Genomic DNA, 21,931 nt, shown 5'->3' with positions numbered 1-21,931 from the left:
GAAGAATCCGTTCGGCTCAGGAAGCGGCCAGGTCGGCGATGTCGGCGGCGCCGGCGGCCAGCAGCGCCTCGGCCAGTTCGATTCCCAGCAGGGTGGCGCCGACTTCCGTGAGCCCGTCGGTGGCCTTCTTGTCGCGGACTGTCGCAGTGCCGTCCACGGCGCAGACCACGGCTTCGAGGTGCAGCATGCTGCCCTTGCGGTGCGCGTAGGCGCCCACCGGCGCGGCGCAGCCGGCTTCCAGCCGGGCCAGGAGCGCCCGTTCGGCCGTGACAGCCAGTCGGGTGTCCGGATCATCCAGGGCCGCGAGGGCCTGGGCGAGGACGCCCTGGGACCCTTCGGTGGACCCGGCCTTGCGGGGAGCGTCGGCGGTGCGGCACTCGATCGCGAGGGAACCTTGCCCGGCAGCCGGAAGCATCACCTCGGTTTCGAGGTACTCGCTGACGGCGTCGAGCCGTCCGATGCGGTGCAGCCCGGCGGCGGCGAGCACAACGGCGTCGAGGTCGCAGGACTTGCCCTCGACGACGGCGTCGGTGCTGTTGCCCGGCAGGCCGGGCACCCGGCCCAGGCGGGTGTCGACATTGCCACGGATGTCACGGATGTCCAGGTCGGGGCGGGCGGCCCGCAGCTGCGCGGCCCGCCGCGGGGATCCCGTTCCCACCGTGGCGCCGGCTGGCAGCTCGGCGAGCCGGAGCCCGTCGCGGGCGCAGAGCACGTCCCGGACGTCGACGCGCTTCGGCGTCGCCGCGAGCGTGAGGCCCACTGCGGCACCGGTGGGCAGGTCCTTGAGCGAGTGAACGGCAACGTCGCAGGCGTCCTGCAGCAGCGCGTCACGCAGCGCGGCCACGAACACGCCGGTGCCGCCCATCTGTGACAGCGAGCCGGTCAGGACATCGCCGTCGGTCCGGATGTGCACGAGTTCGACCGGGAATCCCCCGACGGCGGCCAGCTGGTCAGCGGTCTGCTGGGTCTGCGTGAGGGCGAGTTTGCTGGCCCGGGTGCCGATCCGAACGGTCACGGCGCGCCCTGGCCAGCCGGAGCGGAGGAGCCGGCCGGGCTCGCCGGTTCGGCGGCTGCCGGGTAGGGGCTGTGCCCGGTCCCGACGGTGGTGTCAGCGCCCGCGATGGTGGGCTTCTCGCCGCGGAAGTTGGCGCAGCAGCCGGGCCGGCAGACGTCGTACCAGGGGCCCAGTTTGGTCAGGTGCGGGCGGTCGGCGATGTTGTTGGCGGCGGTCCGCTCGCAGATCAGGTCCACGATGCCGGCGACAAACTTGCGGTGCGTCCCGGGCGTGGGGACGCGGGTGGCCGCGACGCCCAGCTTGCCGCAGGTTTCCAGGGCCTCGGTGTCGAGGTCCCAGACGACTTCCATGTGGTCGCTGACAAAGCCCAGGGGCACAATCACGACGCCCTTGACGCCCTGGCCGGCGAGTTCCTCGATGGCATCGTTGATGTCGGGTTCCAGCCACGGCACGTGCGGGGCGCCGGAGCGTGACTGGTACACGAGTGACCAGGGAGCGGTGTCGCCGGATTCGGCTTCGACCCGGCGGATGACCTCGCTGCCGGTGGCCAGGTGCTGGGCCACGTAGGCGGAGTCCTCCTCGAACTGGCGCGGCTCGGCGTCGGAGCGGCCGGCGGCCTCGGCGTCGCGGGTGGGGATGGAGTGGGTCGCGAACAGGATGTGGACCGGGGCGTCAGGGGTTCCGGCGGCGGCCAGCTGGGCGCGGACGTCGGCGAGGCCGGCGGCGGTGCCCTCGATGAACGGCTCCACGAAGCCCGGGTGGTCGAAGTACTGGCGCACCTTGTCCACTTCGAGTTTGCCGTCCAGCCCGGTTTCGGTGAGCGCCATGCCGATGTCCTCGCGGTACTGCCGGCAGCTGGAGTAGCAGGAGTAGGCGCTGGTGGTGATCATCAGGACCTTGCGGTGCCCGGCGTCGTAGATTTCCTGCAGGGTCTGCGGGATGAAGGGGTCCCAGTTGCGGTTGCCCCAGAAGACCGGCAGGCCGATGCCGCGGGCGGCGAGTTCGGTCTCCATGGCCGCCTTGAGTTCGCGGTTCTGGGCGTTGATCGGGCTGATGCCGCCGTTGGCGCGGTAGTGGTGCGAGACTTCCTCGAGCCGTTCGTCGGGGATGCCGCGGCCGCGGGTGACGTTGCGCAGGAACGGGATGACGTCTTCCTGGCCTTCCGGGCCGCCAAAGGAGGCGAGCAGCACGGCGTCGTAGTCCTTGGCGGCCATCCGGCCGGCCTCGGTGACGGGGTTCACGGCGGTGACCGGGTTCTCCTGGGGGTCCTGCGCTTCGAGCGGGCTCATGCGAGGACCTCGGCAATTTCGACGGCGCTGACGCGGCGGCCGGTGTAGAAGGGGATCTCTTCCCGGACGTGGTGGCGGGCCTCGGTGGCGCGCAGGTGGCGCATCAGGTCCACAAGGTCAACGAGTTCCGGGGCTTCGAGGCCCAGGATCCATTCCCAGTCGCCGAGGGCGAAGGAGGACACGGTGTTGGAGATGACCTGCGGGAAGTCGCGGCCCAGCAGGCCGTGGTCGCGGAGCATCGCGCCACGCTCGGCGTCCGGCAGCAGGTACCACTCGTAGGAGCGCACAAACGGGTAGACACAGAGCCACTCCGCCGGTTCCACACCGCGCGAGAAGGCCGGGGTGTGGTTCTTGGCGAATTCTGCTTCGCGGTGCACGCCCATGGCGGACCACGCGATCTCGGTGCCGGTGAAGAGCTTGCTGCGGCGGATGTCGCGCACCGCCCGCTGCAGCGCCTCGGCCTTGGGGCCGTGCAGCCAGATCATGATGTCAGCGTCCGCCCGCATCGCGGAGACGTCGTAGCTGCCGCGGTGGACAACGCCGTCCCCGGCCAGCCGCCCAAGAAGGGCTTCGAAGTCCTCGGCGGCGTCGCCGCTGCGCAGGACGTCGGCGGAGCGCTTGAAGACCGTCCAGAGCGTAAAGAACTGCTCGGTGGATTCCTCGGCTGCTGCTCCGGTTTTAGTGACAGATTCGGCAGAAGTGTGGCTCATGGATACCAGTCTGCCCCCTCCCCCGAGGTAAGTCGAAATAGAGCACTTCTACAAGGCGTAGAAGTGCTCTATTTCACAAGGCGGGGCGGGGACGGGGGGCCGCAGGCTTCAGATCCGGCGCATCCGCAAGGCCACGGCGCCGGCGCCCAGTGACACGGCGACCAGACAGATCCCCCATCCCACCAGGGCTGAGGGCCCGGAGGGCTCGACGGCGGAAGCGGCCTGCATCCTGTCACCGGACGTCGCGGTCGGGGCCGGCGAGGCAGCCTTGGCGGCGGACATCGTCGTGGCGGACTGGGGCGTGCCGCTCGACGTGGCCGACGGCGTGCCCGCCGACGCGTCAGGGGCAGCCTCGGCGGCGGGGGTCTCAGCGGCGGGCGCCTGGCCCGGCGCCGGTGCCTGCTGGCTGCCGGATGCCTGGCCGGAAACCGGCTGGGGTGCCGCCGGGACCGGCTGCGGGGCCAAGGTCCCGGGTGCCACGGGCGAGGCTGAAGCCCGCTGCTCCGGTGTCTCCGACGGGGCCGGCGCGGTGGACGTCGGCGGAGGCGTGCTGCGGGTGGGGGCGGTGCTGCCGGATGTCGGCGTCGGGGACGGCGACGTGGACCCCAGCAGGCTGCCGATCACGCCGTCGATGCCGACGGAAATTGAGGCTGTCGGCGCGTCCGGGCTGGGCGTCGGCGTCGCAGCCTGGGTGGCAGGAACCCCTGCGGTGAGAGCCAGTACCGCTCCGAGCGCCGCCACTGCCGTGCCGCGTCGAAGTCCCCCATGGTGACCGGCCGGCGTTTCCGGAACTTCGGACCTGTGCATAACCATGGTCATCGAGCCTAGCCGCAGAACGCCGGCGGGGAAAATTTGCCGGATGGGCCCCGTTCCGGCTAGCGGGCACCTTACGGGCCGGATTCCGGCCCGCCGGCACCCAATTAAGGGAGCAGGGCAGCTACCTGCCTGGGGGTGTCGGCCACAATGGCGGCGAGCCCGTTTCCGGCCAGCCAGCCGCCGACGACGGCCAGGCCGCCCTCCGCCGCGCAGATCTGCCGGACCTGCTCTACGCGGCGCTTGTGGCCGAGCGCCGCGAAGGGCAGCGCGCCGGACCAGCGCACCACGTCCCAGCCCGCGACGTCGGCCGCGGACAGGGGGACGGCGAGCAGTGTGGAGGCATCCTCGAGTGCGGCGGCGAACAGTGCCTCGTCGCTCCGCGGTTCGGCGTGCGCCGCGCCGCCATTAGGGGCGTTGTCGCCCCGCCCGTAGGAGAGGCGCAGGACATGCCGCCCGGGTGCCGCGCGTTCGGCCAGCCAGGCCCATTTGGCGGTGGCGTGGGTCAGCGCCTTGGCCCGGATGCCGGCGCTCTGCGGGGCCACGAGGACGCCGGTGCCGCGCGGCGCCGCGTCCAGGTCCGGGCGGTCCAGCACCAGGGTCACCAGCCGTACATCGGGCCCGGCCTCGGGGCGGAGTGCGGCCAGGGCGGGCAGCGTGCCGGAGAGCAGCTCGACGGCGGCCGGGCCATCCACCGCCACGACCAGCCGTTCGGCGTCGAAAGAGTCGCCTCCGGCGGTGACGCGCCAGCCGCCCGGGACGCGCTCCACCGCTTCGGCTCGGCTCCCGCTGAGCAGGGTGGCGTCCAGCCGGCGCAGCTCCGCGAGGAGGGCCGCGATGAGGGTGTGCATGCCGCCGCGAAGGCCGGCGACGGCGGAGCCCGCCTTCAGCGGCCCGGGCTGCCGGGCGTCCGGGCGGGCGGGCGACGCACGGCGCTGCGCGGCCACGGCTGCGGCCAGCGAGCCATGGGTGCGGATGCCGGCGCGCAGGCCGGGCGCCACCATATCGACGTCGAGCAACGCCGGGTCGGCCGAGTGCACGCCGCCGACCACGGGTGAGACGAGCCGGTCCAGCACGCGCCTGCCCATCCGGACCCGGACCAGGGCGGCCACGCTGGTGGCCTCGGCTGTGGTGCCGACTGATGCCGGAAGCAGGGCGTCCACGGAGGCGCGGAGGGAGCCACCCAGGCCCAGGCTGCGCCGGACCTCCGGGTCCCAGGGGTTGGCCGGGATGCCGAGCACCCCGGTCTTTGGCAGTTCCCGGGGGCCTTCGGGCAGCTGGACCCAGGCGCCGCCGGGGTTGGGCAGGACGATCTGCGCGCCGAGGCCCAGTTCTTTGGCCAGCCCGGCCACCGCCGAGGTGCGAGTGGCGAAGGATTCGGCGCCGCTGTCCAGGGTCAGGCCTGCCACCACGTGGCTGCCCACGCAACCGCCCCAGTCCCCGGACGCTTCCAGCACCGTGGTCCGGACGCCTGCCCGGGCCAGTTGCCGGGCGGCCAGCAGTCCGGAGATGCCGCCGCCCACCACCACGGCGGTCGGCGCAGCGGCGGTGGAAGCAGTGGAATCGGCGGCGGCGTCAGTACCTGTGGCCATCGCGGGGCTTACTCCGGGGCGATCGAGTGGATCAGTTCGACCACGCGGGTCAGGACGGCCGCGTCAGTCTCGGGCGGCACACCGTGGCCCAGGTTCAGGACGTGCCCCGGGGCCGCGGAGCCGGCCTTTATGACGTCCCGGACGTGGGCTTCGAGGATTTCCCACGGCGCGGAGAGCAGCGCCGGGTCGATGTTGCCCTGCAGCGGAACGGACCCGCCGAGCCGGCGGTTGGCCTCGTCCAGCGGCAGCCGGTAGTCGACGCCGACGACGTCCACGCCGACGTCGCGCATCGCCACGAGCAATTCGGAGGTGCCGGTACCGAAGTGGATCAGCGGTGCCCCGAGGTGCCGGACGTGGTCCAGGGCGCGTGCTGACGCCGGGGCCACGAAGCGTTCATAGTCGGCCAGCCCCAGCGAACCTGCCCAGGAATCGAAGAGCTGCGCGGCGGAGGCACCGGCTTCCAGCTGAGCGCGGAGGAACATTCCGGAGGCGTCGGCGGCCCAGTTCGCCAGCGCCGTCCAGGTTTCCGGATCCGCGTGCATCATGGTGCGCGGGCCAAGGTGGTCGCGGGAGGGCTTGCCTTCCACCATGTAGGCCGCGAGCGTGAACGGTGCACCGGCGAAACCGATCAGCGGCGTGCTGCCCAGTTCAGCCACGGTCAGCCGGACGGCTTCGCGGATCGGTTCCAGGGCTTCCCAGGTCAGCTGCGGCAGGGCGGCGACGTCAGCCGCGGTGCGCACCGGCTTGTCCAGCACGGGCCCCACGCCGGGGACAATGTCAACGCCGACGCCGGCCAGCTTGAGCGGGATGACGATGTCGGAGAAGAAGATGGCGGCGTCGACGTCGTGCCGGCGCACGGGCTGGAGGGTGATCTCAGACGCGAGCTCGGGGCGCAGGCAGGAGTCCAGCATGGCAACGCCTTCGCGCACCTTGAGGTATTCCGGCAGCGAGCGGCCGGCCTGACGCATGAACCAGACGGGGCGCCGGGAGGGCTTACCGCCGCGGTAGGCGGTGATCAGCGGCGAGTCGGCAGTGCGGCCGTCCATCAGGGGGTGGCCGGCGTCGAGGCCGTTGTGTGCCGTGCCGTCGGGTGCAGTGCCGTTCATTGCCGTGCCGTTCATTGCCGCAGCGCTAGGAGTCATGCCTTTGATTGTGCCGAAAATCGGCCCCAAAAGATAACGACAACCTGTCAGCCGCGGCGGTGCCGGCCCGGTCGTGGCACGAATCACAGCCCGGGGTGGGCAGTCCCACGCCCGGTAGTTGTTCTACACGGACGCGAAAAAGCTATGATTGTCCTGCTGTGGTTCTTTTCTCATTGGTGGCTACACACGCCGACATCGACCTCGAGACCGTTGCTCAACTGAGCACCGGCGCTTCGGGGCTTGCCACATCCGCCCTCGCCGGATCGCCGGCCGTGGCGGGTGCCGTTGTCCTTGCCACCTGCAACCGCTTCGAGATTTACGGCGAAGCCCCGCACCCGGACGATGTCGAAGCGGCCCGCGCCGCGCTCGTTTCCCAGATCAGCGGCACCAGCGGCCTCAACGAACAACTCGTCTCCCGCGCCTTTAACACCCGCACCGGCCCCGACGTCACCCGGCACTTGTTTGCCGTCAGCTCGGGCCTGGACTCCGCCGTCGTCGGCGAACGTGAAATCGCCGGCCAGGTCCGGCGCGCGCTGATCACGGCACAGCATGAGGGCACCGCCAGCTCGGGCCTCGTGCGGCTTTTCCAAGCCGCATCGAAAACCGCCAAGGACGTCGGTGCGCAGACGGCGCTCGGCTCGCGGGGGCTTTCCATCGTCTCCGTCGCCCTGGACCTCGCGACCGACCTGTCCGAGAATCCGGACTGGTCCAGCAAGAAGGCCGTTGTCTTCGGTACCGGCGCCTACGCCGGCGCCACCATGTCGCTGCTGCGCGAACGCGGCTGCACCGACGTCTCGGTGTTCTCCTCCTCCGGCCGCGCCGCCGGTTTCGTCGCCACCCGCGGCGGCACCGCCCTGGACAGCGCTTCGCTGCCGGGCGCCGTCGCGGCCGCCGACGTGATGATTGGCTGCAGCGGCTCCGACAACCGCGTCGAAGCCGCCGAACTGGCCAGGATCCGCTCCTCGTCGCCGCAGCCGTTGATCGCGATCGATCTGGCCCTGACCCACGATTTCGACCCCGCCGTCGCAGAGCTCGACGGCGTTGAGCTGCTCACGCTGGAATCGGTCCGGCTTGCCGCCCCGCAGGAGCAGGCGGAGTCCCTGAACCAGGCCAGCGGCATCGTCGACGGCGCCGCGACCGCCTTCGAGCAGGAACGCGAGGCGCGCTCGGTCGATTCGGCCATCGTGGCCCTGCGCCGGCACACCATGGACGTGCTCGACGCCGAGATGGAAAAGGTGCGCGCCCGCCACGGCTGCACCGCCGCGGCGGAGGAAGTCGAGTTCGCCCTGCGCCGGATGGTCAAGCAGCTGCTGCACATACCCACCGTCCGCGCCCGCGAACTAGCCGCGAACGGCCAGCAGGACGACTACGTGGCCGGCCTTGAAGCCGTCTACGGCATCACGGTCGAACAGCCGGCGGCCCGCAGCGCGGCCACCGCCCCCGAGGCCGCGTGCCCGGTCGACCACAGCGCGGCCACCCCCGTCGAGGGCGGCCGGGAAACAGCCTAGGCCACGACGGCCCAGTCTCACTCCGGGGCGAAGGCGTTAATGCCCGTCAGCTCGGCGGACAGTTCCCAGAGGCGAGCGGCGTCCGTCCGGTCCACGGCGTGGGCATCCACTCCCCTGATCCGCGCCTCCGGCGTCCCCGGCACCGTGGGCTCGGCAATGTCGCAGTCCTCGCAATAGACGCCGCCCTTGCCCGCCAGCAGCGGCGAGGTCGCCGCCCAGACCGACGTCGCGGCGCCCTGGGCCGGCGTCTTGAACCGTTCGTTGAGGTTGCCGTCCGCGTCCATCCAGCCCGAGGCGATCATTTCCTCCCGGGGCAGGTGGCGCTGCAGTTCGGTCATGATGCCGCCCGGGTGCACGGCAAAGGCCCGCACCCCCGAGTCCTTCCCGAGCGCGTCCAACTGCACGGCGAACAGCGCGTTCGCCGTCTTCGCCTGCCCGTACGCCTTCCATTTGTCATAGCCAGAGTCGAAATTGATGTCGTCGAAACGGATCGGCGACAGCTTGTGGCCGGTGGAGGACAGGGCCACCACGCGGGCGCCCTCCCCCGCAACCAGCGCGGGCCACAGCAGGTTGGTCAGCGCGAAGTGCCCCAGGTGGTTGGTGGCGAACTGGGATTCCCAGCCCGGGCCGACGCGGCGTTCCGGGCTGGCCATGATGGCGGCGTTGTTGATCAGGATGTCCAGGCTGCCGGCCTCACCGAGGAACTCCGAGGCGAGGAAACCGGCCGCGAACTCCCGCACGCCGGACAGCTCGGCAAGGTCCAGCCCGGCGACGCTGACGCCGTCGAGTCCGGCCTCGTCCAGGACCTGGCGTGCGTGCTCCGGCCGCCGTGCCGGGACCATCACCCGGGCTCCGGCCGAGGCCAGGGCCCGCACCGTCTCCAGGCCCAGCCCGGAGTAGCCGCCGGTGACAACGGCGGTCTTCCCGGTCAGGTCCAGCCCCGCGACCACCTCCGCCGCCGTCGAACGCGGGCCGAAGCCGGAGCCGATCTTGTGCTGCGGGGTCAGGCCGGTGTCTTTGCTCATCGCAGTGCCTCTCAGTAGACCGGTTTGCCGGGTTCGACGTCGCGGACCCAGGCGAGGATGCCACCTTCGAGGTGGCTGACCCGTTCGTAGCCGGCCGCACGGGCCGCGGCCAGGACGGCGGCGGAACGGGTGCCGCCCTTGCAGTGGAAGACGATGTCGGTGTCCTGCGGCAGCTCGGCCCATGCGTCGCCGGCCAGGATCCGGCCCTGCGGGATGAGTCGGGCGCCTTCGATGTTGACGATCTCGAATTCGCCGCTCTCGCGGACGTCCACAAGCTGGAAGTCCTTCAATCCGGCCTTCCGCGACGCCAGCATGGTGGCGAGCTGGGTGGCGGTGACGGTGTGTTCGGTGCCGGCGTCGGAGGCGGGTGTGATCCCGCAGAAGGCCTCGTAGTCGGTGAGTTCGGTGATGCGGGGCGCCTCGGGGTCCCGGGAGACCTTGATCTCGCGCCAGCTGCCTCCGAGGGCATCGAACAGCGCCACCCGCCCCAGCAGGGAACGCCCGACGCCGGTGATGAGCTTGACCGCCTCGGTCACCATGAGGGACCCGACGGCGGCGCACAGCATGCCGAAGACGCCGCCCTCCCCGCACGAGGGGACTGACCCGGCAGGGGGCGCCTCCGGATACAGGTCCCGGTACGTCGGGCCGTGCTGTTCCCAGAAGACGCTGACCTGCCCGTCGAAACGGAAGATCGAGCCCCATACGTAGGGCTTGCCGAGGATCGCGGCCGCATCGTTGACGAGGTAACGGGTGGCGAAGTTGTCCGCGCCGTCGATGATCAGGTCGTAGCCGGCGAAGAGGTCCAGGGCGTTTGCGGCGTCAAGGCGGACGTTGTGCAGCCGGACCTCCACCAGGGGGTTCAGCGCGGCGATGGCGTCGCGTGCGGACTCGGTCTTGGGCCGGCCGACGTCGGCCACGCCGTGGATCACCTGGCGCTGGAGGTTGCTCAGGTCCACGTCGTCGTCGTCGATGATGCCGAGCGTCCCCACGCCGGCTGCGGCCAGGTAGAGCAGGGTGGGCGAGCCGAGGCCGCCGGCGCCGATCACCAGGACCTTCGCGTTCTTCAGGCGGCGCTGCCCGAGTGCCCCGATCTCGGGAATGATCAGGTGGCGGGAGTAACGCTCCACCTCGTCGGGGGTGAGCCCGTCCGCCGGTTCAACCAGGGGTCCGGGCGCCGGTGCCGGTGATGCGGTGGTGCCGTGTGCGGTCAACTTGGAAGCCATACTTCAATCTATGCCCGAAGTTGCCGCCAGGTCATATTACCCCCGCGTAAAGTGGAGCTAACAGCGAGGGAAAGTAGGCCGACAGTGGTTCATCAGACACCGGTTGAGCGGGGACATACCGGAAAGTCAACGGCCGGCCAGACGCGCGGCGGGACTCAGCGTTCGGCGCGGCTCCCGCGCGACGAACGGCGCGCACAGTTGCTCGCCGCCGCGCAGGAGGTCTTCGTGGCCAATGGCTACCACGGTGCGGCCATGGATGAAATCGCCGAGACGGCGCATGTGAGCAAGCCGGTGCTGTACCAGCACTTTCCATCGAAGCGGGACCTTTACCTGGCGCTGCTGGACAGGCATCTGTCGGCACTGACCGAACTCATGCTGGGTGCCCTGAATTCGACCACGGACAACGACGAGCGCGTCCAGGCCGTCATGCGGGCTTACTACCACTTCATCGCCAGCGACGACCAGGCCCACCGGCTCGTCTTCGAATCGGATCTGGTCAACGACGTCGATGTGAGCGCCCGGCTGGAAACCTTCAACAAGACGTTCGCCGATGCGATCGCGAAGGTCATCGCCGAGGACACCAAGCTGCCGCTGCTGGAAGCCCAGCTGCTGGGCCGCGGGCTGGCCGGAATGGCGCAGGTCAGCGCCCGGTACTGGCTGGAAACTGACGGGAACCTGGACCTCGATGTGGCCAGCGACCTGATCTACCGTTTAGCTTGGCGCGGAATCTCCCGCTTCCCCAAAGAGTCCTAGACTACAAATAGAGAACACGTGTGAATACTTTGATTGGCTGGGAGGCCTTGCTGTGGAAGTAAAGATCGGCATTCAGAACATCGGCCGCGAAATTGCCCTGGAATCGAACCAGGACGCCGACGCGGTGGCGAAGCTTGTGGGCGAGGCCATTTCCAAGGGCACCGAACTCCGCCTGACCGATGAGAAGGGCCGCCAGGTCATCATCCCGGCCAACGTCCTGGGCTACGTCGAAATCGGCGCCGAGGAAGTCCGCCGGGTCGGTTTCGGCGCGCTCTAGGCACGGCCGACCGGATCCCCCGTCCAATCCGCAGTTCCCAAAGGAGTCTGAATGCTGTCCCTGATTGTGGTCGCCATGGTGGCCGTGGCCGCGGGGTTCGTGGTCTGGGCCAATGACAAGCGGCACGCCAAGTACGGCATCAGCGTGCCCGCGGGAATTGCCCTCGGCGTAGCGATGCTGAGCTGGATCATTTTTATGGCGGCCGGCTTAGGCTACCTGCCCGGCCTGACTTGGATCCCGTGGGTCCTGCCGCTACTGCTGGGCACGGCCGCCGCAATCGGCGCCGTGATCTACCTCGGCCGGTCCCGGACCCGGCTGGACACCGAGCGGATGTCTGCGATCCTGCGGCTCTAACCGGAACGCAAAAGACCTCAACAGTGTGGCCGCTCCCCCTAGGGTGAGCGGCCACACTGCTTTAAGCGGTTTCCGCTTTAAGCGGTTTACGCCGGGGCGGTGGACTCCTGGATGACCCAGCGGTTTCCGTCCGGGTCGCTGAAGTAGGCGAAGGCGATCCCGCCCATGTCCTGGACCTCACTGATCTCGGCTCCACGTCGTAGCAGTTCCGCGCGCGTGGCCGCCATGTCAGGGACCACCAACTGCAGCCCCTCAAGGCTCCCGGGGACCATCGTGGTCATTCCCGTGCCCACGACTATCGAGGTGGCGGAACCGGGCGGCGTGAGTTGCACGACCCGCATTCCCGGAATGTATTCCACGTCGTGATCCAGCGCGAACCCCAGCTTCTCGGTATAGAACAATTTCGCCGCATCAACGTCGGCGACCGGTACTTGTACGACTTCCAGGCGCATCTCCATGCTGATCACAGTACTCCCGGTTCCTCTCGGCGGGTCTCCGCCAAAGGGCCGGTAAAAGGACACTTGGCCCTCTGGCACTCCCGATCGGAGTCGATTTGCCGGTGGACACGGGAGCGGGACCCGCCGGTCGAGGGCCTTGTTGAACTTCGGGCTTCAGTACGTGGGGCCCCCTGGCTCGGCGAGCGGGTGCTCGCGCTGCAGCTGGGCAACCTTCGGGTCGTTCTCGTCGGCGCCGTAGTCCGAGGTGCGGGTAATGTCCTTCCCGTCGGCGACCTTCATTGCACGGAAGAGCAGGGACAGGACGGCCGCGACGACGAGGTTTATCGCGAAGGCCACGACGGCGATATAGACCTGGACGTCGGTGCCGGGGATGGCCGCGATGGAACCGCCAAAGTGGGCTTTCGTGACGGGGTTGACCACGTTGTACGCCGCGATGGTGCCGTACGCGATGCCGGCCACCCAGCCGGCGAACAGGGCCCAGCGGTGGAACCAGCGGGTATAGAGTCCCGCCACGATGGCCGGGAAGGTCTGCAGTATCCAGATGCCGCCGAGGAGTTGCATGTTGATGGCCGCGGACTGGTCCATGGCAATGACGAAGATCAGGGCACCGAACTTGACCACCAGCGAGGCGATCTTGGAGACGCTGGCTTCCTGCCGCGGAGTGGCGTCCGGCTTGATCAGGTCCCGGTAGATGTTTCGGGTGAACAGGTTCGCCGCGGCGATGGACATGATGGCGGCCGGGACGAGCGCCCCGATGGCGATGGCGGCGAGGGCAATGCCGGCAAACCACGCCGGGAACTGGTCAAGGAACAGTTGCGGAACTACCAGTTGCGGGTTGACGGCGCCGTTTAGGTCCGTGGGCTTCGTACCGGCGTAAATGGCCGCGTAACCCAGGAGCGCCAGGAAACCCAGCATCAGGGAGTACAGCGGCAGCACCGCGGCGTTCCGGCGGATGGTGTTCCTGCTCTTGGTGGCCAGGACGCCCGTGATCGAGTGCGGATACATGAACAGGGCGAGTGCGGAGCCCAGGGCAAGCGTCCAATACGCGGAGTAACTGGACGCGCCCGGGATGAACGCCCCCGCCGGTTTGCCGGTCGCAGGGCTGACCGTTGCCAGCTTCGCCTGGGCAGAGTCGAAGATGGTGCCCCACCCCCCGAACTTGATGGGCAGGTAGATCACCGCGACGATCACGGCGAGATAGATCAGCAGGTCCTTCACGACGGCGATCAGGGCCGGCGCGCGTAGGCCGGAGGTGTAGGTATAGGCGGCCAGGACCACGAACGCGATGATGAGCGGCAGGTCGGTCAGCAGCACGTTCTCTGCGCTGCCCAGACCGAGCACGGTGAGCACGGCCTTGATACCCACCAGTTGCAGGGCAATGTAGGGCATGGTGGCTACGATGCCGGTGACAGCCACCGCAACAGTCAGCGCCCTGCTGCCATAGCGGCCGCCGACGAAGTCGGCTGGCGTGACAAAGCCGTGCCGGTGCGAGACGGACCACAGCCTGCTCATCAGCAAGAACACGATCGGATAGAGCACGATGGTGTAGGGCACCGCGAAGAAGCCGCTCACGGCCCCGGTGGCCCACATTGCCGCCGGCACCGCCACGAAGGTGTAAGCGGTGTAGAGGTCGCCTCCGAGCAGGAACCAGGTCACCCAGGTTCCGAAGCCCCGGCCGCCGAGGCCCCATTCGTCCAGGCTATGCAGCCCTGTCGTCTTTTCCCGCCGCCACCGCGCGGCAAAGAAACCCAGGACCGCCACCAGGAGGAAGAGGATGATCACGATGGTGAGTGCTACGCCGTTGACCGGTCGGTCCGGGGCTGCCAGCGGCACGCCGGCCCCGTTCACTGTTCCACCCCGTAGGCCAGGCCGCGGACGGATTCGCGGCGACGCCGGTCTTCCCTAGTGACCAGCCAGTAGGAGATCCCCACCAGGGCTGCGGTGACCGGTATCCATGCCATCTGATACCAGTAGAAGAAGGGGATACCGCCCAACCGCGGTTCGTCGTACGAATACGCCGGCACATACAAGGGAACCACTATGGCTACAAGCAAAAGGATTCCGGAAATCACATAGGGACCCGGCCTGGCCGGTCCCCGCGTGGGCACTTCAGGACTGGACATGCACGCCTCCTCGTCGAGGCGGGCCCCCGGAGCGGGAAGGCTTCCCGGGACATGCCGGCGGCCTGCAGACCTTGTTTCCGCGGTCTTAAGCAACAGGATAGACACTGGAATAATTCTTCGACAGTGCTCGATTACCCTGCACTGTCAGTCCCGGTGCGATTTTCCGGACCGGGACAGGTATCCCCTACAGGAACTCGGCCCGGCCCTCCATGGCGGACGAGGCAAGGGCATGCTCCCGGCGCGGAATCCGGCCCGCTTTCCGGGCAAGCCTGCCCGCGATGACGGCGTGTTTGAACGCCTCCCCCATCAGCGCCGGGTCCTGGGCGCGGGTCACAGCCGTAGCGAGCAGCACGGCGTCGCAGCCCAGTTCCATCGCGAGCGCGGCGTCGGAGGCTGTGCCGATGCCAGCGTCGAGGACCACCGGCACGGAAGCCCGGGAAACGATCAGTTCGATGTTGTGCGGGTTCAAGATGCCCAGTCCGGTGCCGATCGGGGCGCCCAGGGGCATGACGGCGGTCGCGCCGAGGTGTTCCAGCCGGAGGGCCAGCACGGGGTCATCGTTCGTGTAGGCGAAGACCTTGAAGCCGCGGGACACCAGCTGCTCGGTGGCCTCCACGAGCTCCACGGCGTCAGGCAGCAAGGTGTGCTCGTCGGCGATCACCTCGAGCTTCACCCAGTCCGTCTCGAGTGCTTCGCGGGCCAGTTCGGCCGTGAGGACGGCGTCCCGGGCGGTGAAGCAGCCGGCCGTGTTGGGCAGCACGCGGATGTTCTGCTCCGCCAGCAGCTGGAACAGCGACCCGGTCTCGGCCGGCGAGTAGCGCCGCATGGCCACTGTAGTGAGTTCCGTGCCGGAAGCCACAAGCGCGGCGCCGAGTCCGTCCAGGCTCGGCGCACCGCCGGTGCCCATAATGAGCCGCGAGCCCAGCTCCACCCCGTCCACCGTGAACGGGTCCCTGCCGGTCTGCTGCAAAGGCGTCAGCGTTGTTTCTTCCATGGTGTTCATCCTCCCTGGACTGCCGTGACGAGTTCGACGTCGTCGCCCTCGGCGAGCGCCGTCGCGTGCCACTGGCTGCGCGGGACCACCTCGGCGTTGCGGGCGACGGCGACGCCGAGCTTACGGCCGTCCGTGGCCTGCCCGTCGGCGGCCAGGCTCCGGCCGGTGACGACGCTGACCAGGGCGCTGACCGTGGCGCCGTCGGCGACGGCGTGCTGTTCCCCGTTGAGTTTGATGTTCATGCTGTTGTCCTGTCTTTCGGTGAAAAGTCCTGAGCCGCGGAATCCCGGGGGCCGGAGAAGCGGTCGGGGCGGAACCCGGCCCAGCGCGGGTCCGGCTGCCCGTCCAGCAGCGCCCGGCAGATCGCGGCGGCCGCCGGGGTCAGCAGGACACCGTGCCGGAAGAAGCCGGTGGCAATGATCAGTCCTTCGATATCCTGACCGTTTCCGGGGCGGGATGCGCGGCCCAGCAGCGGGGCGTTGTCCGGTGTTCCCGGCCGCGCCCGGGCGGTGGCCTCAAGCAGTTCCAGTTCGGCGACGGCGGGGAGCAGCTGCTGGGCGTCGCGCAGCAGCTGGTACACGCCACCGGCCGAGACGGCGCCAGGGTCCGAGGGTGCATCCTCGCGCTGGGTCGCCCCGATCACGACGGTGCCGTCCGCCCGCGGTACGATGTACACCGAAACCCCCCGGACCAGCCCCCGCACCGTGGAGCGCAAGAGCGGCCGGAGCCGTTCAGGCACCCGGAGCCGGAGGATGTCCCCGTAGACCGGCCGCAGCGGCAAGGCCAGTCCCTCGGGCAAACCCTGCAGGTCCGCCGCCCCCAGGCCGTTGGCCACGATGGTCTCCCCGGCGCGGAGCTCCCCGCCACCTTCGAGTCCGACACCGGCGACGCGTCCGCCGTCCCAGAGCAGCCCGCCGGCGCGTCTGGCCACGGCCGTGAACCGGCCGTCCGCGGCCAGCAACGTACCGATCCTGGCCAGCAGCCGGCGCGGGTCCACCTGGTGGTCGGCGGGGATGTCGAAGGCACAGGAGATGCCGGGGCTGAGCAGGGGCTCGCGGGCACGCGCCTCACGCACGGTCAACGGCTCCACGGCGAGCCCGCAGGCCTGCTGCACCTCCCGCAGGTCCGCGAGCGCCCGGCGGTCGGCCGCGTCCGCGCCGATGGCCAGGGTCGGCGTCGTGAGATACCCGGTGCCGCCCGCCTCCGCCGCGCCGCCGTCCAGGCCGGCGGCGAAGCCGGGCCACAGCCGTGCGGCTTCCAGCATGAGGGCCAGGAGCCCTTCTTCCTGGTAGTGCAGTTCGCTCACCGGCGCCAGCATGCCGGCGGCGGCCCAGCTGGCCCCGCTCCCGGGCGCGTCGTCAATCAGGGCCACCGAACGGCCCGAGCGGCGTGCTTCCCAGGCGATCCCGTGGCCGATCACCCCGCCGCCGATCACGGCGACGTCGTACCACTGCGCTGGTGGGTCCGCTGGTGCGGCGGATGGTGAGACGGACAGGTCCATGGGCTTCCTTCCCTACGCCGGTACTAGCCGGATCAGGTCAAGCGGTCGGCTCTGACGCCCTCTCAGCCCTGCGGCCCGGTATCGGGCGGCGCGGGCTCCCGCGGTATTCGCCCAGTTTAGAGGAACTAGGCTTGGAACATGAGCCAAGACGTCCACACCACCGCCCGCCTGTACCTGTGCACCGATGCCCGGAAGGGCCGCGGCGACTTCGAGGATTTCGTCGACGCCGCCTTTGCCGGCGGGGTGGACATCATCCAGTTGCGGGACAAGTCGCTGGAGGCGGCCGAGGAGCTCGAACTGCTGGAGGTCCTGCACTCCGTGGCGCAGCGGCACGGCCGGCTCTGGGCCGTGAACGACCGCGCCGACCTCGCCTCGCTGGCCGGCGCACCGGTGTTCCATATCGGTCAAAAGGACATTCCCTTCGCCGCGGCCCGGGAGTTCCTGGGCAAGGGCACCGTGATCGGGATGTCCACGCACACCCCGGAGCAGGTCGACGCCGCCATCGCCGCGGCCCCCGGCCGGAGCGGGCTGGACTACTTCTGCGTGGGGCCGGTCTGGGCCACCCCCACGAAGCCGGGCCGCGCCGCCGTCGGGCCGGACCTGGTGCGCTACGCCGCCGGGGCGATTGAACGGGCCGGGGGCGGGGACAGCGGCAGGGTCTCCGGGGTGGTGCCGTGGTTCGCGATCGGCGGCATCGACCTCTCCAACGTGGAGCAGGTGGTTGACGCCGGCGCCCGCCGCATCGTGGTGGTCCGGGCGATTACCGAGGCGGACGATCCCGCCGGGGCGGCGCGGGCGCTGCTCGCCGCGCTCGACGCCGGGCCGGAAGCCGACGCCGGGTCCAACTAGCCCGCGAGCCCCAGCTGGGACATCCGGCGGGAGTGGGCGGCGGCGAGCTCGGACGTCAGTTCGCGGACGAGCTCTCCGGCCCGTGCCTCGTCCACCCCGGCGAGGCCGCCGAGGAGCTCATGGTCCACGCTGACGCGTTGGGCCTGGGTGAGCGCCTCGCCCAGCAGCCGCCGCGCCCACAGGGCCAGCCGGGAGGCCAGCCGGGGATCATCGGCGAGCGCCGCCTTGAGCCGCTCGCCCAGCACTGCCGTCGCTCCCTCGGACGACTGGATCGTGCGGATCAGGCTTGCCGTGTCGGCGTCGACGTAGCCGGAAATGGACCGGTAGAAGTCTGCTGAGACCGTGTCGATGACGTACGCCTTCATCAGCGACTCGTACCAGTCAGAAGGGCGGGTGCGCTCATGGAAATGGTCCACGGACGGCTGGAACGGCAGCATGGCTTCCTCCGCGTCGACGCCAAGCTCCGCCAGTTTCGCGCAGACCAGTTCGAAGTGCTGGAACTCGCTGACGGCAAGGCCGCCCAGCACCGCACGGTCGCGCAGCGTGGGCGAATAGCGCGCGTCCGAGGACAGCCGTTCGAAGGCCGAAAGTTCCCCGTAGGCCATCACGCCCAGCAGGTCCCGGAGAAAACGCGGGTCACGGACGGGGTCGGCCGGGGAAGTGCTCATGCTTCAAGACTAATGGCGGAAATCGGGCTAACCTGATTTTCGTGTCTCATCATCGCCTGACCCCGAGCGTGCGCCAGCAGCAGAACCAATTGGCCCAGGCGCTCAAAGCCCTGCGCACCACGCTGGAGCTGCCCGGTCCGTTCCCGGAAGACGTGCTCCGCGACGCCGAGGCGGCCGTGGCCGGCCACGAGCTGCCGGTACTGGACCTGACGCATGTGGAGTTCGTGACCATCGATCCTGCGTCCTCGACGGACCTGGACCAGGCGTTGTTCATTGACCGCGCCGGGGAGGGGTACAAGGTCTTCTACGCGATCGCGGACGTCCCCTCCTTCGTCGCCCCCGGAAGTGCGCTCGACGCCGAAACGCGCCGCCGCGGCCAGACGTTCTACACCCCGGAGGGCCGCATTCCGCTGCACCCCGAGGTCATCAGCGAGGCGGCCGGCAGCCTGCTCGCGGGCCAGCTCTGCGCGGCCTTCGTCTGGGAGTTCGAGCTCGACGCCGCCGCCGAGGTGTCCTCCGTCATGGTGCGCCGGGCACAGGTCCGCAGCCGGGCCAAGCTCAGCTACCACGGCGTGCAGGCCGAACTTGACGGCGGTACCGCTGACCCCCTGCTGCAACTACTGAAGGAAGTCGGCAGCAAGCGGGTGGAACTGGAACGCCTGCGCGGCGGGGCCAGCCTGAACATGCCGGAACAGGAAATCGAGCAGCTGCCCGACGGCGGCTACCGGATTGTCGCGGCCCCGCCGCTGCCGGTGGAGGATTGGAACGCCCAGATCTCGCTGATGACGGGCATGGCCGCCGCCGAGCTGATGCTCCGGGGCAAGGTGGGCATCCTGCGCACCATGCCCGCACCGGACGAGCGTTCGCTGCGGCATTTCCGGCGCCAGACCGGCGCCCTCGGCAAACCGTGGGACGGCCAGGTCAGCTACGGGGAATACCTGCGCACCCTGGACCCCACGGACCCCCGCCAGCTGGCGATTGTCCACTCGGCCGGCATGCTCTTCCGCGGCGCCGGTTACACCCCTTTCGACGGCCAGGTCCCGGAGGACGCGATCCAGTCGGCCATCGGCGCGGCGTATGCCCACTCCACCGCCCCGCTGCGGCGCCTGATCGACCGCTTCGTCCTCGTCATCTGCGAGGCGCTGTCCAACGGCGCCGAGGTTCCCGGCTGGGCCCGCGAGGCGCTCCCCTCGCTGCCGGCCATCATGGCAGCCTCGGACCAGCTGGCCGCCAAGCTGGAACGGTTGTCGCTGGACACGGTGGAAGCCGCCCTGCTGATCAACCACATCGGGCAGGAGTTTGATGCCGTCGTGATTTCCGGCTCAAAGCCGGCCAAGAACGGCGCTGCGGGGTCAAACGGCAATGGGAACGGCACCAGCAACGGCAAGGCAAACGGCAACGGGAACGGACCGTCCGGGATCGTGCAGATTGCCGAGCCCGCGGTGACGGCCCGCTGCCCCGGCGAACTCGAATCCGGCACCCAGGTCCGGGTGCGCGTTGTGTCCTCGGACATCGCTAAGCGGGAAGTCCGGCTGGAGCTCGTCGGCTGATTCTCCGGCGCCGGTTCGGTCCCGGCTCCGCGCCGGCCGGGCACACAGCCGCGCCGCACCGCGGCCCCCGGTCGAGGTTCGCAACGGCGAACGGCTAGACTGGAAGGGTAGTAATGGATGCCCGGTCGTTGATTTCCATGTTTTTCGAATTCAACAAGCCCGCCCCTACGCGATCTTGAGTAACACCCGCTGGTCCCAGTGCCAGCATTCAGATAGCCCGCGATCGGCTTCCACTGGACTTGCCTGCGCATCTGAGCGTGCTCCGGAACGGCCAAGCGCCGGCCCCGTTGAGCAAGCAGCGCAGCCCAAATGAATAAGGAAACTCCCCTGTGAGTGAATTGCACACGCACCAGCTTCTAACCGACGAATCCGGCACGGAATCGATCGAGCCGGAAGAGACCATCATCTCGGACGAAAAGCCCCACGAAATCGCGGAAAAGGCCTTTGCCGACTACAACGTCCGCGCCGACATCGTGGAATCCCTCGCCGACGCGGGCATCACGCACCCGTTCCCGATCCAGGCCATGACGCTGCCCGTCGCCCTGGCCGGCCACGACATCATCGGCCAGGCCAAGACCGGCACCGGCAAGACCCTCGGCTTCGGCATCCCGGCCCTGCAGCGCGTCGTCGGCCGCGACGACGCCGGTTACGCCGCGCTTCCGGCTCCGGGAGCCCCGCAGGCCCTCGTGATCGTCCCGACGCGCGAGCTGGCCGTGCAGGTCGCCGGCGACCTGCAGAACGCCGCCCGCAAGCGCAACGCACGCATCACCACGATCTATGGCGGCCGCGCGTACGAGCCACAGGTCGAGGCGCTGCAGCAGGGCGTCGAGATCGTCGTCGGCACCCCGGGCCGCCTGATCGACCTCTACAAGCAGAAGCACCTCGTGCTCAAGAACGTCAAGATGGTCATCCTCGACGAGGCCGACGAGATGCTGGACCTCGGCTTCCTGCCCGACGTCGAGACCCTCATCGCCGGCACCCCGGCCGTCCGCCAGACCCTGCTGTTCTCCGCCACCATGCCCGGCCCGGTCATCGCGATGGCGCGCCGCTACATGACCCAGCCCACCCACATCCGCGCGGCGGACCCCGAGGACGAGGGCCTGACCAAGCGCGACATCCGCCAGCTGATCTACCGTGCCCACAGCATGGACAAGATCGAGGTGGTGGCCCGCATCCTGCAGGCCCGCGGACGCGGGCGGACCATCATCTTCACCAAGACCAAGCGCACCGCGGCGAAGGTCGCCGAGGAACTGGTGGACCGCGGCTTCGCCGCCGCGGCGATCCACGGCGACCTCGGCCAGGGCGCCCGCGAGCAGGCACTGCGCGCCTTCCGCAACAACAAGGTGGATGTCCTCGTCGCCACCGACGTCGCGGCACGCGGCATCGATGTCGACGACGTCACGCACGTGATCAACTACCAGTGCGTCGAAGACGAGAAGATCTACCTGCACCGCGTCGGCCGCACGGGCCGTGCCGGCAACAAGGGTACCGCCGTGACCTTCGTCGACTGGGACGACATGCCCCGCTGGGGCCTGATCAACAAGGCCCTGGGCCTGAGCGTGCCCGAGCCGGTTGAGACCTATTCCTCCTCGCCGCACCTGTATGAGGAGCTGGACATTCCCGAGGGCACCAAGGGCCGTCTCCCTCGTGACAAGCGGGTGCTCGCCGGCGTTGACGCCGAAGTCCTCGAGGACCTCGGCGAAACCGGCAAGAAGATCACCCGCTCCAGCGGACAAAACAGCGGACGAGACGGCGGCCGTTCCGGCTCCCGCGAAGGCGGACGCTCGGGTTCCCGTGAGGGCGGACGCGAACGCTCGACCCGTGACGGCGGACGCTCCGGCTCCCGCGAGGGCGGGCGCGACAGCGCACGCTCGGGCGAGCGCCGTCGTCGTTCCCCCGAGGCGGAAACCGCCACCGGCCCGGCCGAGGCGACGGCTCCGGCCGCCGCAACGGCCAGCGCCCCGACCGAGGTCGACCGGGCCACCCGGGCGCGCCGCCGGACCCGTACCCGCCGCCGCAACGGCGAAGTCGTCACCGGCGAGGCCCAGGGCGGCACCCCGGCACGCAGCGCCGAGGCCTAATCCGCT

At 69.6% G+C, this 21,931-nt stretch carries 22 protein-coding genes; 8 read left to right on the top strand and 14 right to left on the bottom strand.

The window, feature by feature from the left end:
- Positions 1–16: 16 nt before the first annotated feature.
- From hemC to hemQ, 3 genes are read right to left on the bottom strand one after another with little or no spacing between them, the layout of a single operon-like run.
- The gene (gene hemC / locus ACZ5Z0_RS14390) at positions 17–1,015 is read right to left on the bottom strand and encodes a hydroxymethylbilane synthase (protein ID WP_464109009.1); all 999 of its coding nucleotides are present in this window, start codon (positions 1,013–1,015) and stop codon (positions 17–19) included.
- Entirely contained in the window at positions 1,012–2,304 is a 1,293-nt protein-coding gene (locus ACZ5Z0_RS14385; RefSeq protein ID WP_464109008.1) for a ferrochelatase, read from the bottom strand. Before ACZ5Z0_RS14385 ends, hemC begins: the two co-directional genes overlap by 4 nt.
- Complete coding sequence (gene hemQ / locus ACZ5Z0_RS14380) at positions 2,301–3,014, bottom strand: hydrogen peroxide-dependent heme synthase (protein WP_464109007.1); 714 nt, start codon at positions 3,012–3,014, stop codon at positions 2,301–2,303. The genes ACZ5Z0_RS14385 and hemQ overlap by 4 nt, the downstream gene beginning before the upstream one ends.
- A 268-nt stretch (positions 3,015–3,282) precedes the next feature.
- Between hemQ and ACZ5Z0_RS14375 the strand changes: the two genes are divergently transcribed.
- On the top strand, positions 3,283–3,786 hold the full coding sequence (locus tag ACZ5Z0_RS14375; protein WP_464109006.1) for a hypothetical protein: 504 nt from the start codon (positions 3,283–3,285) through the stop codon (positions 3,784–3,786).
- Between the two features lie 148 nt (positions 3,787–3,934).
- Here the strand turns inward: ACZ5Z0_RS14375 and hemG are convergent, their stop codons facing one another.
- Positions 3,935–5,419, bottom strand: a complete 1,485-nt coding sequence (gene hemG, locus ACZ5Z0_RS14370; protein WP_464109005.1) for a protoporphyrinogen oxidase — start codon at positions 5,417–5,419, stop codon at positions 3,935–3,937.
- Positions 5,420–5,427: 8 nt separating this feature from the next.
- On the bottom strand, positions 5,428–6,561 hold the full coding sequence (gene hemE / locus ACZ5Z0_RS14365; protein ID WP_464109004.1) for a uroporphyrinogen decarboxylase: 1,134 nt from the start codon (positions 6,559–6,561) through the stop codon (positions 5,428–5,430).
- A gap of 158 nt (positions 6,562–6,719) precedes the next feature.
- On the opposite strand from hemE, the gene ACZ5Z0_RS14360 reads away from it, so the two are divergent.
- Complete coding sequence (locus ACZ5Z0_RS14360) at positions 6,720–8,069, top strand: glutamyl-tRNA reductase (protein ID WP_464109003.1); 1,350 nt, start codon at positions 6,720–6,722, stop codon at positions 8,067–8,069.
- A gap of 17 nt (positions 8,070–8,086) precedes the next feature.
- Here the strand turns inward: ACZ5Z0_RS14360 and ACZ5Z0_RS14355 are convergent, their stop codons facing one another.
- Together ACZ5Z0_RS14355 and moeB are read right to left on the bottom strand one after the other, a co-directional pair.
- Entirely contained in the window at positions 8,087–9,094 is a 1,008-nt protein-coding gene (locus ACZ5Z0_RS14355; RefSeq protein ID WP_464109002.1) for an SDR family NAD(P)-dependent oxidoreductase, read from the bottom strand.
- 11 nt (positions 9,095–9,105) lie between these two features.
- Positions 9,106–10,317, bottom strand: coding sequence for a molybdopterin-synthase adenylyltransferase MoeB (gene moeB, locus ACZ5Z0_RS14350; RefSeq protein ID WP_464109001.1), 1,212 nt, complete (start codon positions 10,315–10,317; stop codon positions 9,106–9,108).
- An 84-nt stretch (positions 10,318–10,401) separates the two neighbouring features.
- Between moeB and ACZ5Z0_RS14345 the strand changes: the two genes are divergently transcribed.
- The 3 genes from ACZ5Z0_RS14345 to ACZ5Z0_RS14335 are packed head-to-tail and all read left to right on the top strand — an operon-like array spanning position 10,402 to position 11,701.
- A complete protein-coding gene (locus ACZ5Z0_RS14345; protein ID WP_395858386.1) occupies positions 10,402–11,070 on the top strand; it encodes a TetR/AcrR family transcriptional regulator in 669 nt (222 codons plus the stop codon).
- A gap of 52 nt (positions 11,071–11,122) precedes the next feature.
- Positions 11,123–11,347, top strand: coding sequence for a DUF3107 domain-containing protein (locus tag ACZ5Z0_RS14340; RefSeq protein ID WP_138768754.1), 225 nt, complete (start codon positions 11,123–11,125; stop codon positions 11,345–11,347).
- Between the two features lie 51 nt (positions 11,348–11,398).
- Positions 11,399–11,701, top strand: a complete 303-nt coding sequence (locus ACZ5Z0_RS14335) for a hypothetical protein (RefSeq protein WP_464109000.1) — start codon at positions 11,399–11,401, stop codon at positions 11,699–11,701.
- Between the two features lie 86 nt (positions 11,702–11,787).
- Here ACZ5Z0_RS14335 and ACZ5Z0_RS14330 read toward each other — a convergent pair whose 3' ends face one another.
- The 6 genes from ACZ5Z0_RS14330 to thiO form a co-directional block, all read right to left on the bottom strand.
- Positions 11,788–12,159 (bottom strand): VOC family protein, encoded by a 372-nt coding sequence (locus ACZ5Z0_RS14330; RefSeq protein WP_464110793.1) that lies wholly within the window; start codon positions 12,157–12,159, stop codon positions 11,788–11,790.
- Between the two features lie 153 nt (positions 12,160–12,312).
- On the bottom strand, positions 12,313–14,007 hold the full coding sequence (gene mctP / locus ACZ5Z0_RS14325) for a monocarboxylate uptake permease MctP (protein WP_464108999.1): 1,695 nt from the start codon (positions 14,005–14,007) through the stop codon (positions 12,313–12,315).
- Positions 14,004–14,282: a DUF3311 domain-containing protein gene (locus tag ACZ5Z0_RS14320; protein WP_464108998.1), complete on the bottom strand. Its 279-nt coding sequence runs from the start codon at positions 14,280–14,282 to the stop codon at positions 14,004–14,006. The genes mctP and ACZ5Z0_RS14320 overlap by 4 nt, the downstream gene beginning before the upstream one ends.
- Positions 14,283–14,466: 184 nt before the next feature.
- Positions 14,467–15,276 (bottom strand): thiazole synthase, encoded by an 810-nt coding sequence (locus tag ACZ5Z0_RS14315; protein ID WP_464108997.1) that lies wholly within the window; start codon positions 15,274–15,276, stop codon positions 14,467–14,469.
- 5 nt (positions 15,277–15,281) lie between these two features.
- Positions 15,282–15,518 (bottom strand): sulfur carrier protein ThiS, encoded by a 237-nt coding sequence (gene thiS / locus ACZ5Z0_RS14310; protein WP_464108996.1) that lies wholly within the window; start codon positions 15,516–15,518, stop codon positions 15,282–15,284.
- Positions 15,515–16,777, bottom strand: a complete 1,263-nt coding sequence (thiO, locus tag ACZ5Z0_RS14305; RefSeq protein WP_464108995.1) for a glycine oxidase ThiO — start codon at positions 16,775–16,777, stop codon at positions 15,515–15,517. Before thiO ends, thiS begins: the two co-directional genes overlap by 4 nt.
- Positions 16,778–16,915: 138 nt before the next feature.
- Between thiO and thiE the strand changes: the two genes are divergently transcribed.
- Entirely contained in the window at positions 16,916–17,626 is a 711-nt protein-coding gene (thiE, locus tag ACZ5Z0_RS14300) for a thiamine phosphate synthase (protein ID WP_464108994.1), read from the top strand.
- On the opposite strand, the gene ACZ5Z0_RS14295 is transcribed toward thiE, so the two are convergent.
- Positions 17,623–18,294: a ferritin-like fold-containing protein gene (locus ACZ5Z0_RS14295; RefSeq protein WP_464108993.1), complete on the bottom strand. Its 672-nt coding sequence runs from the start codon at positions 18,292–18,294 to the stop codon at positions 17,623–17,625. The genes thiE and ACZ5Z0_RS14295 overlap by 4 nt on opposite strands.
- A gap of 41 nt (positions 18,295–18,335) precedes the next feature.
- Between ACZ5Z0_RS14295 and ACZ5Z0_RS14290 the strand changes: the two genes are divergently transcribed.
- Together ACZ5Z0_RS14290 and ACZ5Z0_RS14285 are read left to right on the top strand one after the other, a co-directional pair.
- On the top strand, positions 18,336–19,844 hold the full coding sequence (locus tag ACZ5Z0_RS14290; protein WP_464108992.1) for an RNB domain-containing ribonuclease: 1,509 nt from the start codon (positions 18,336–18,338) through the stop codon (positions 19,842–19,844).
- A 329-nt stretch (positions 19,845–20,173) separates the two neighbouring features.
- On the top strand, positions 20,174–21,925 hold the full coding sequence (locus tag ACZ5Z0_RS14285) for a DEAD/DEAH box helicase (RefSeq protein WP_464108991.1): 1,752 nt from the start codon (positions 20,174–20,176) through the stop codon (positions 21,923–21,925).
- The last annotated feature ends 6 nt before the right edge of the window (positions 21,926–21,931 follow it).

The sequence above is a fragment of the Arthrobacter sp. T2-23 genome (assembly GCF_055398325.1).
The sequence above is the reverse complement of the archived record's forward strand: the minus strand, read 5'-3'. Positions and strand labels throughout refer to the sequence as shown.

Coding starts and splice junctions, on each gene's coding strand:
- ACZ5Z0_RS14385 (WP_464109008.1), bottom strand. CDS start 2,304: ATGAGCCCGCTCGAAGCGCAGGACCCCCAGGAGAACCCGGTCACCGCC.
- hemQ (WP_464109007.1), bottom strand. CDS start 3,014: ATGAGCCACACTTCTGCCGAATCTGTCACTAAAACCGGAGCAGCAGCC.
- hemG (WP_464109005.1), bottom strand. CDS start 5,419: ATGGCCACAGGTACTGACGCCGCCGCCGATTCCACTGCTTCCACCGCC.
- hemE (WP_464109004.1), bottom strand. CDS start 6,561: ATGACTCCTAGCGCTGCGGCAATGAACGGCACGGCAATGAACGGCACT.
- ACZ5Z0_RS14355 (WP_464109002.1), bottom strand. CDS start 9,094: ATGAGCAAAGACACCGGCCTGACCCCGCAGCACAAGATCGGCTCCGGC.
- moeB (WP_464109001.1), bottom strand. CDS start 10,317: ATGGCTTCCAAGTTGACCGCACACGGCACCACCGCATCACCGGCACCG.
- ACZ5Z0_RS14335 (WP_464109000.1), top strand. CDS start 11,399: ATGCTGTCCCTGATTGTGGTCGCCATGGTGGCCGTGGCCGCGGGGTTC.
- ACZ5Z0_RS14330 (WP_464110793.1), bottom strand. CDS start 12,159: ATGGAGATGCGCCTGGAAGTCGTACAAGTACCGGTCGCCGACGTTGAT.
- ACZ5Z0_RS14320 (WP_464108998.1), bottom strand. CDS start 14,282: ATGTCCAGTCCTGAAGTGCCCACGCGGGGACCGGCCAGGCCGGGTCCC.
- ACZ5Z0_RS14315 (WP_464108997.1), bottom strand. CDS start 15,276: ATGGAAGAAACAACGCTGACGCCTTTGCAGCAGACCGGCAGGGACCCG.
- thiS (WP_464108996.1), bottom strand. CDS start 15,518: ATGAACATCAAACTCAACGGGGAACAGCACGCCGTCGCCGACGGCGCC.
- thiO (WP_464108995.1), bottom strand. CDS start 16,777: ATGGACCTGTCCGTCTCACCATCCGCCGCACCAGCGGACCCACCAGCG.
- thiE (WP_464108994.1), top strand. CDS start 16,916: ATGAGCCAAGACGTCCACACCACCGCCCGCCTGTACCTGTGCACCGAT.
- ACZ5Z0_RS14295 (WP_464108993.1), bottom strand. CDS start 18,294: ATGAGCACTTCCCCGGCCGACCCCGTCCGTGACCCGCGTTTTCTCCGG.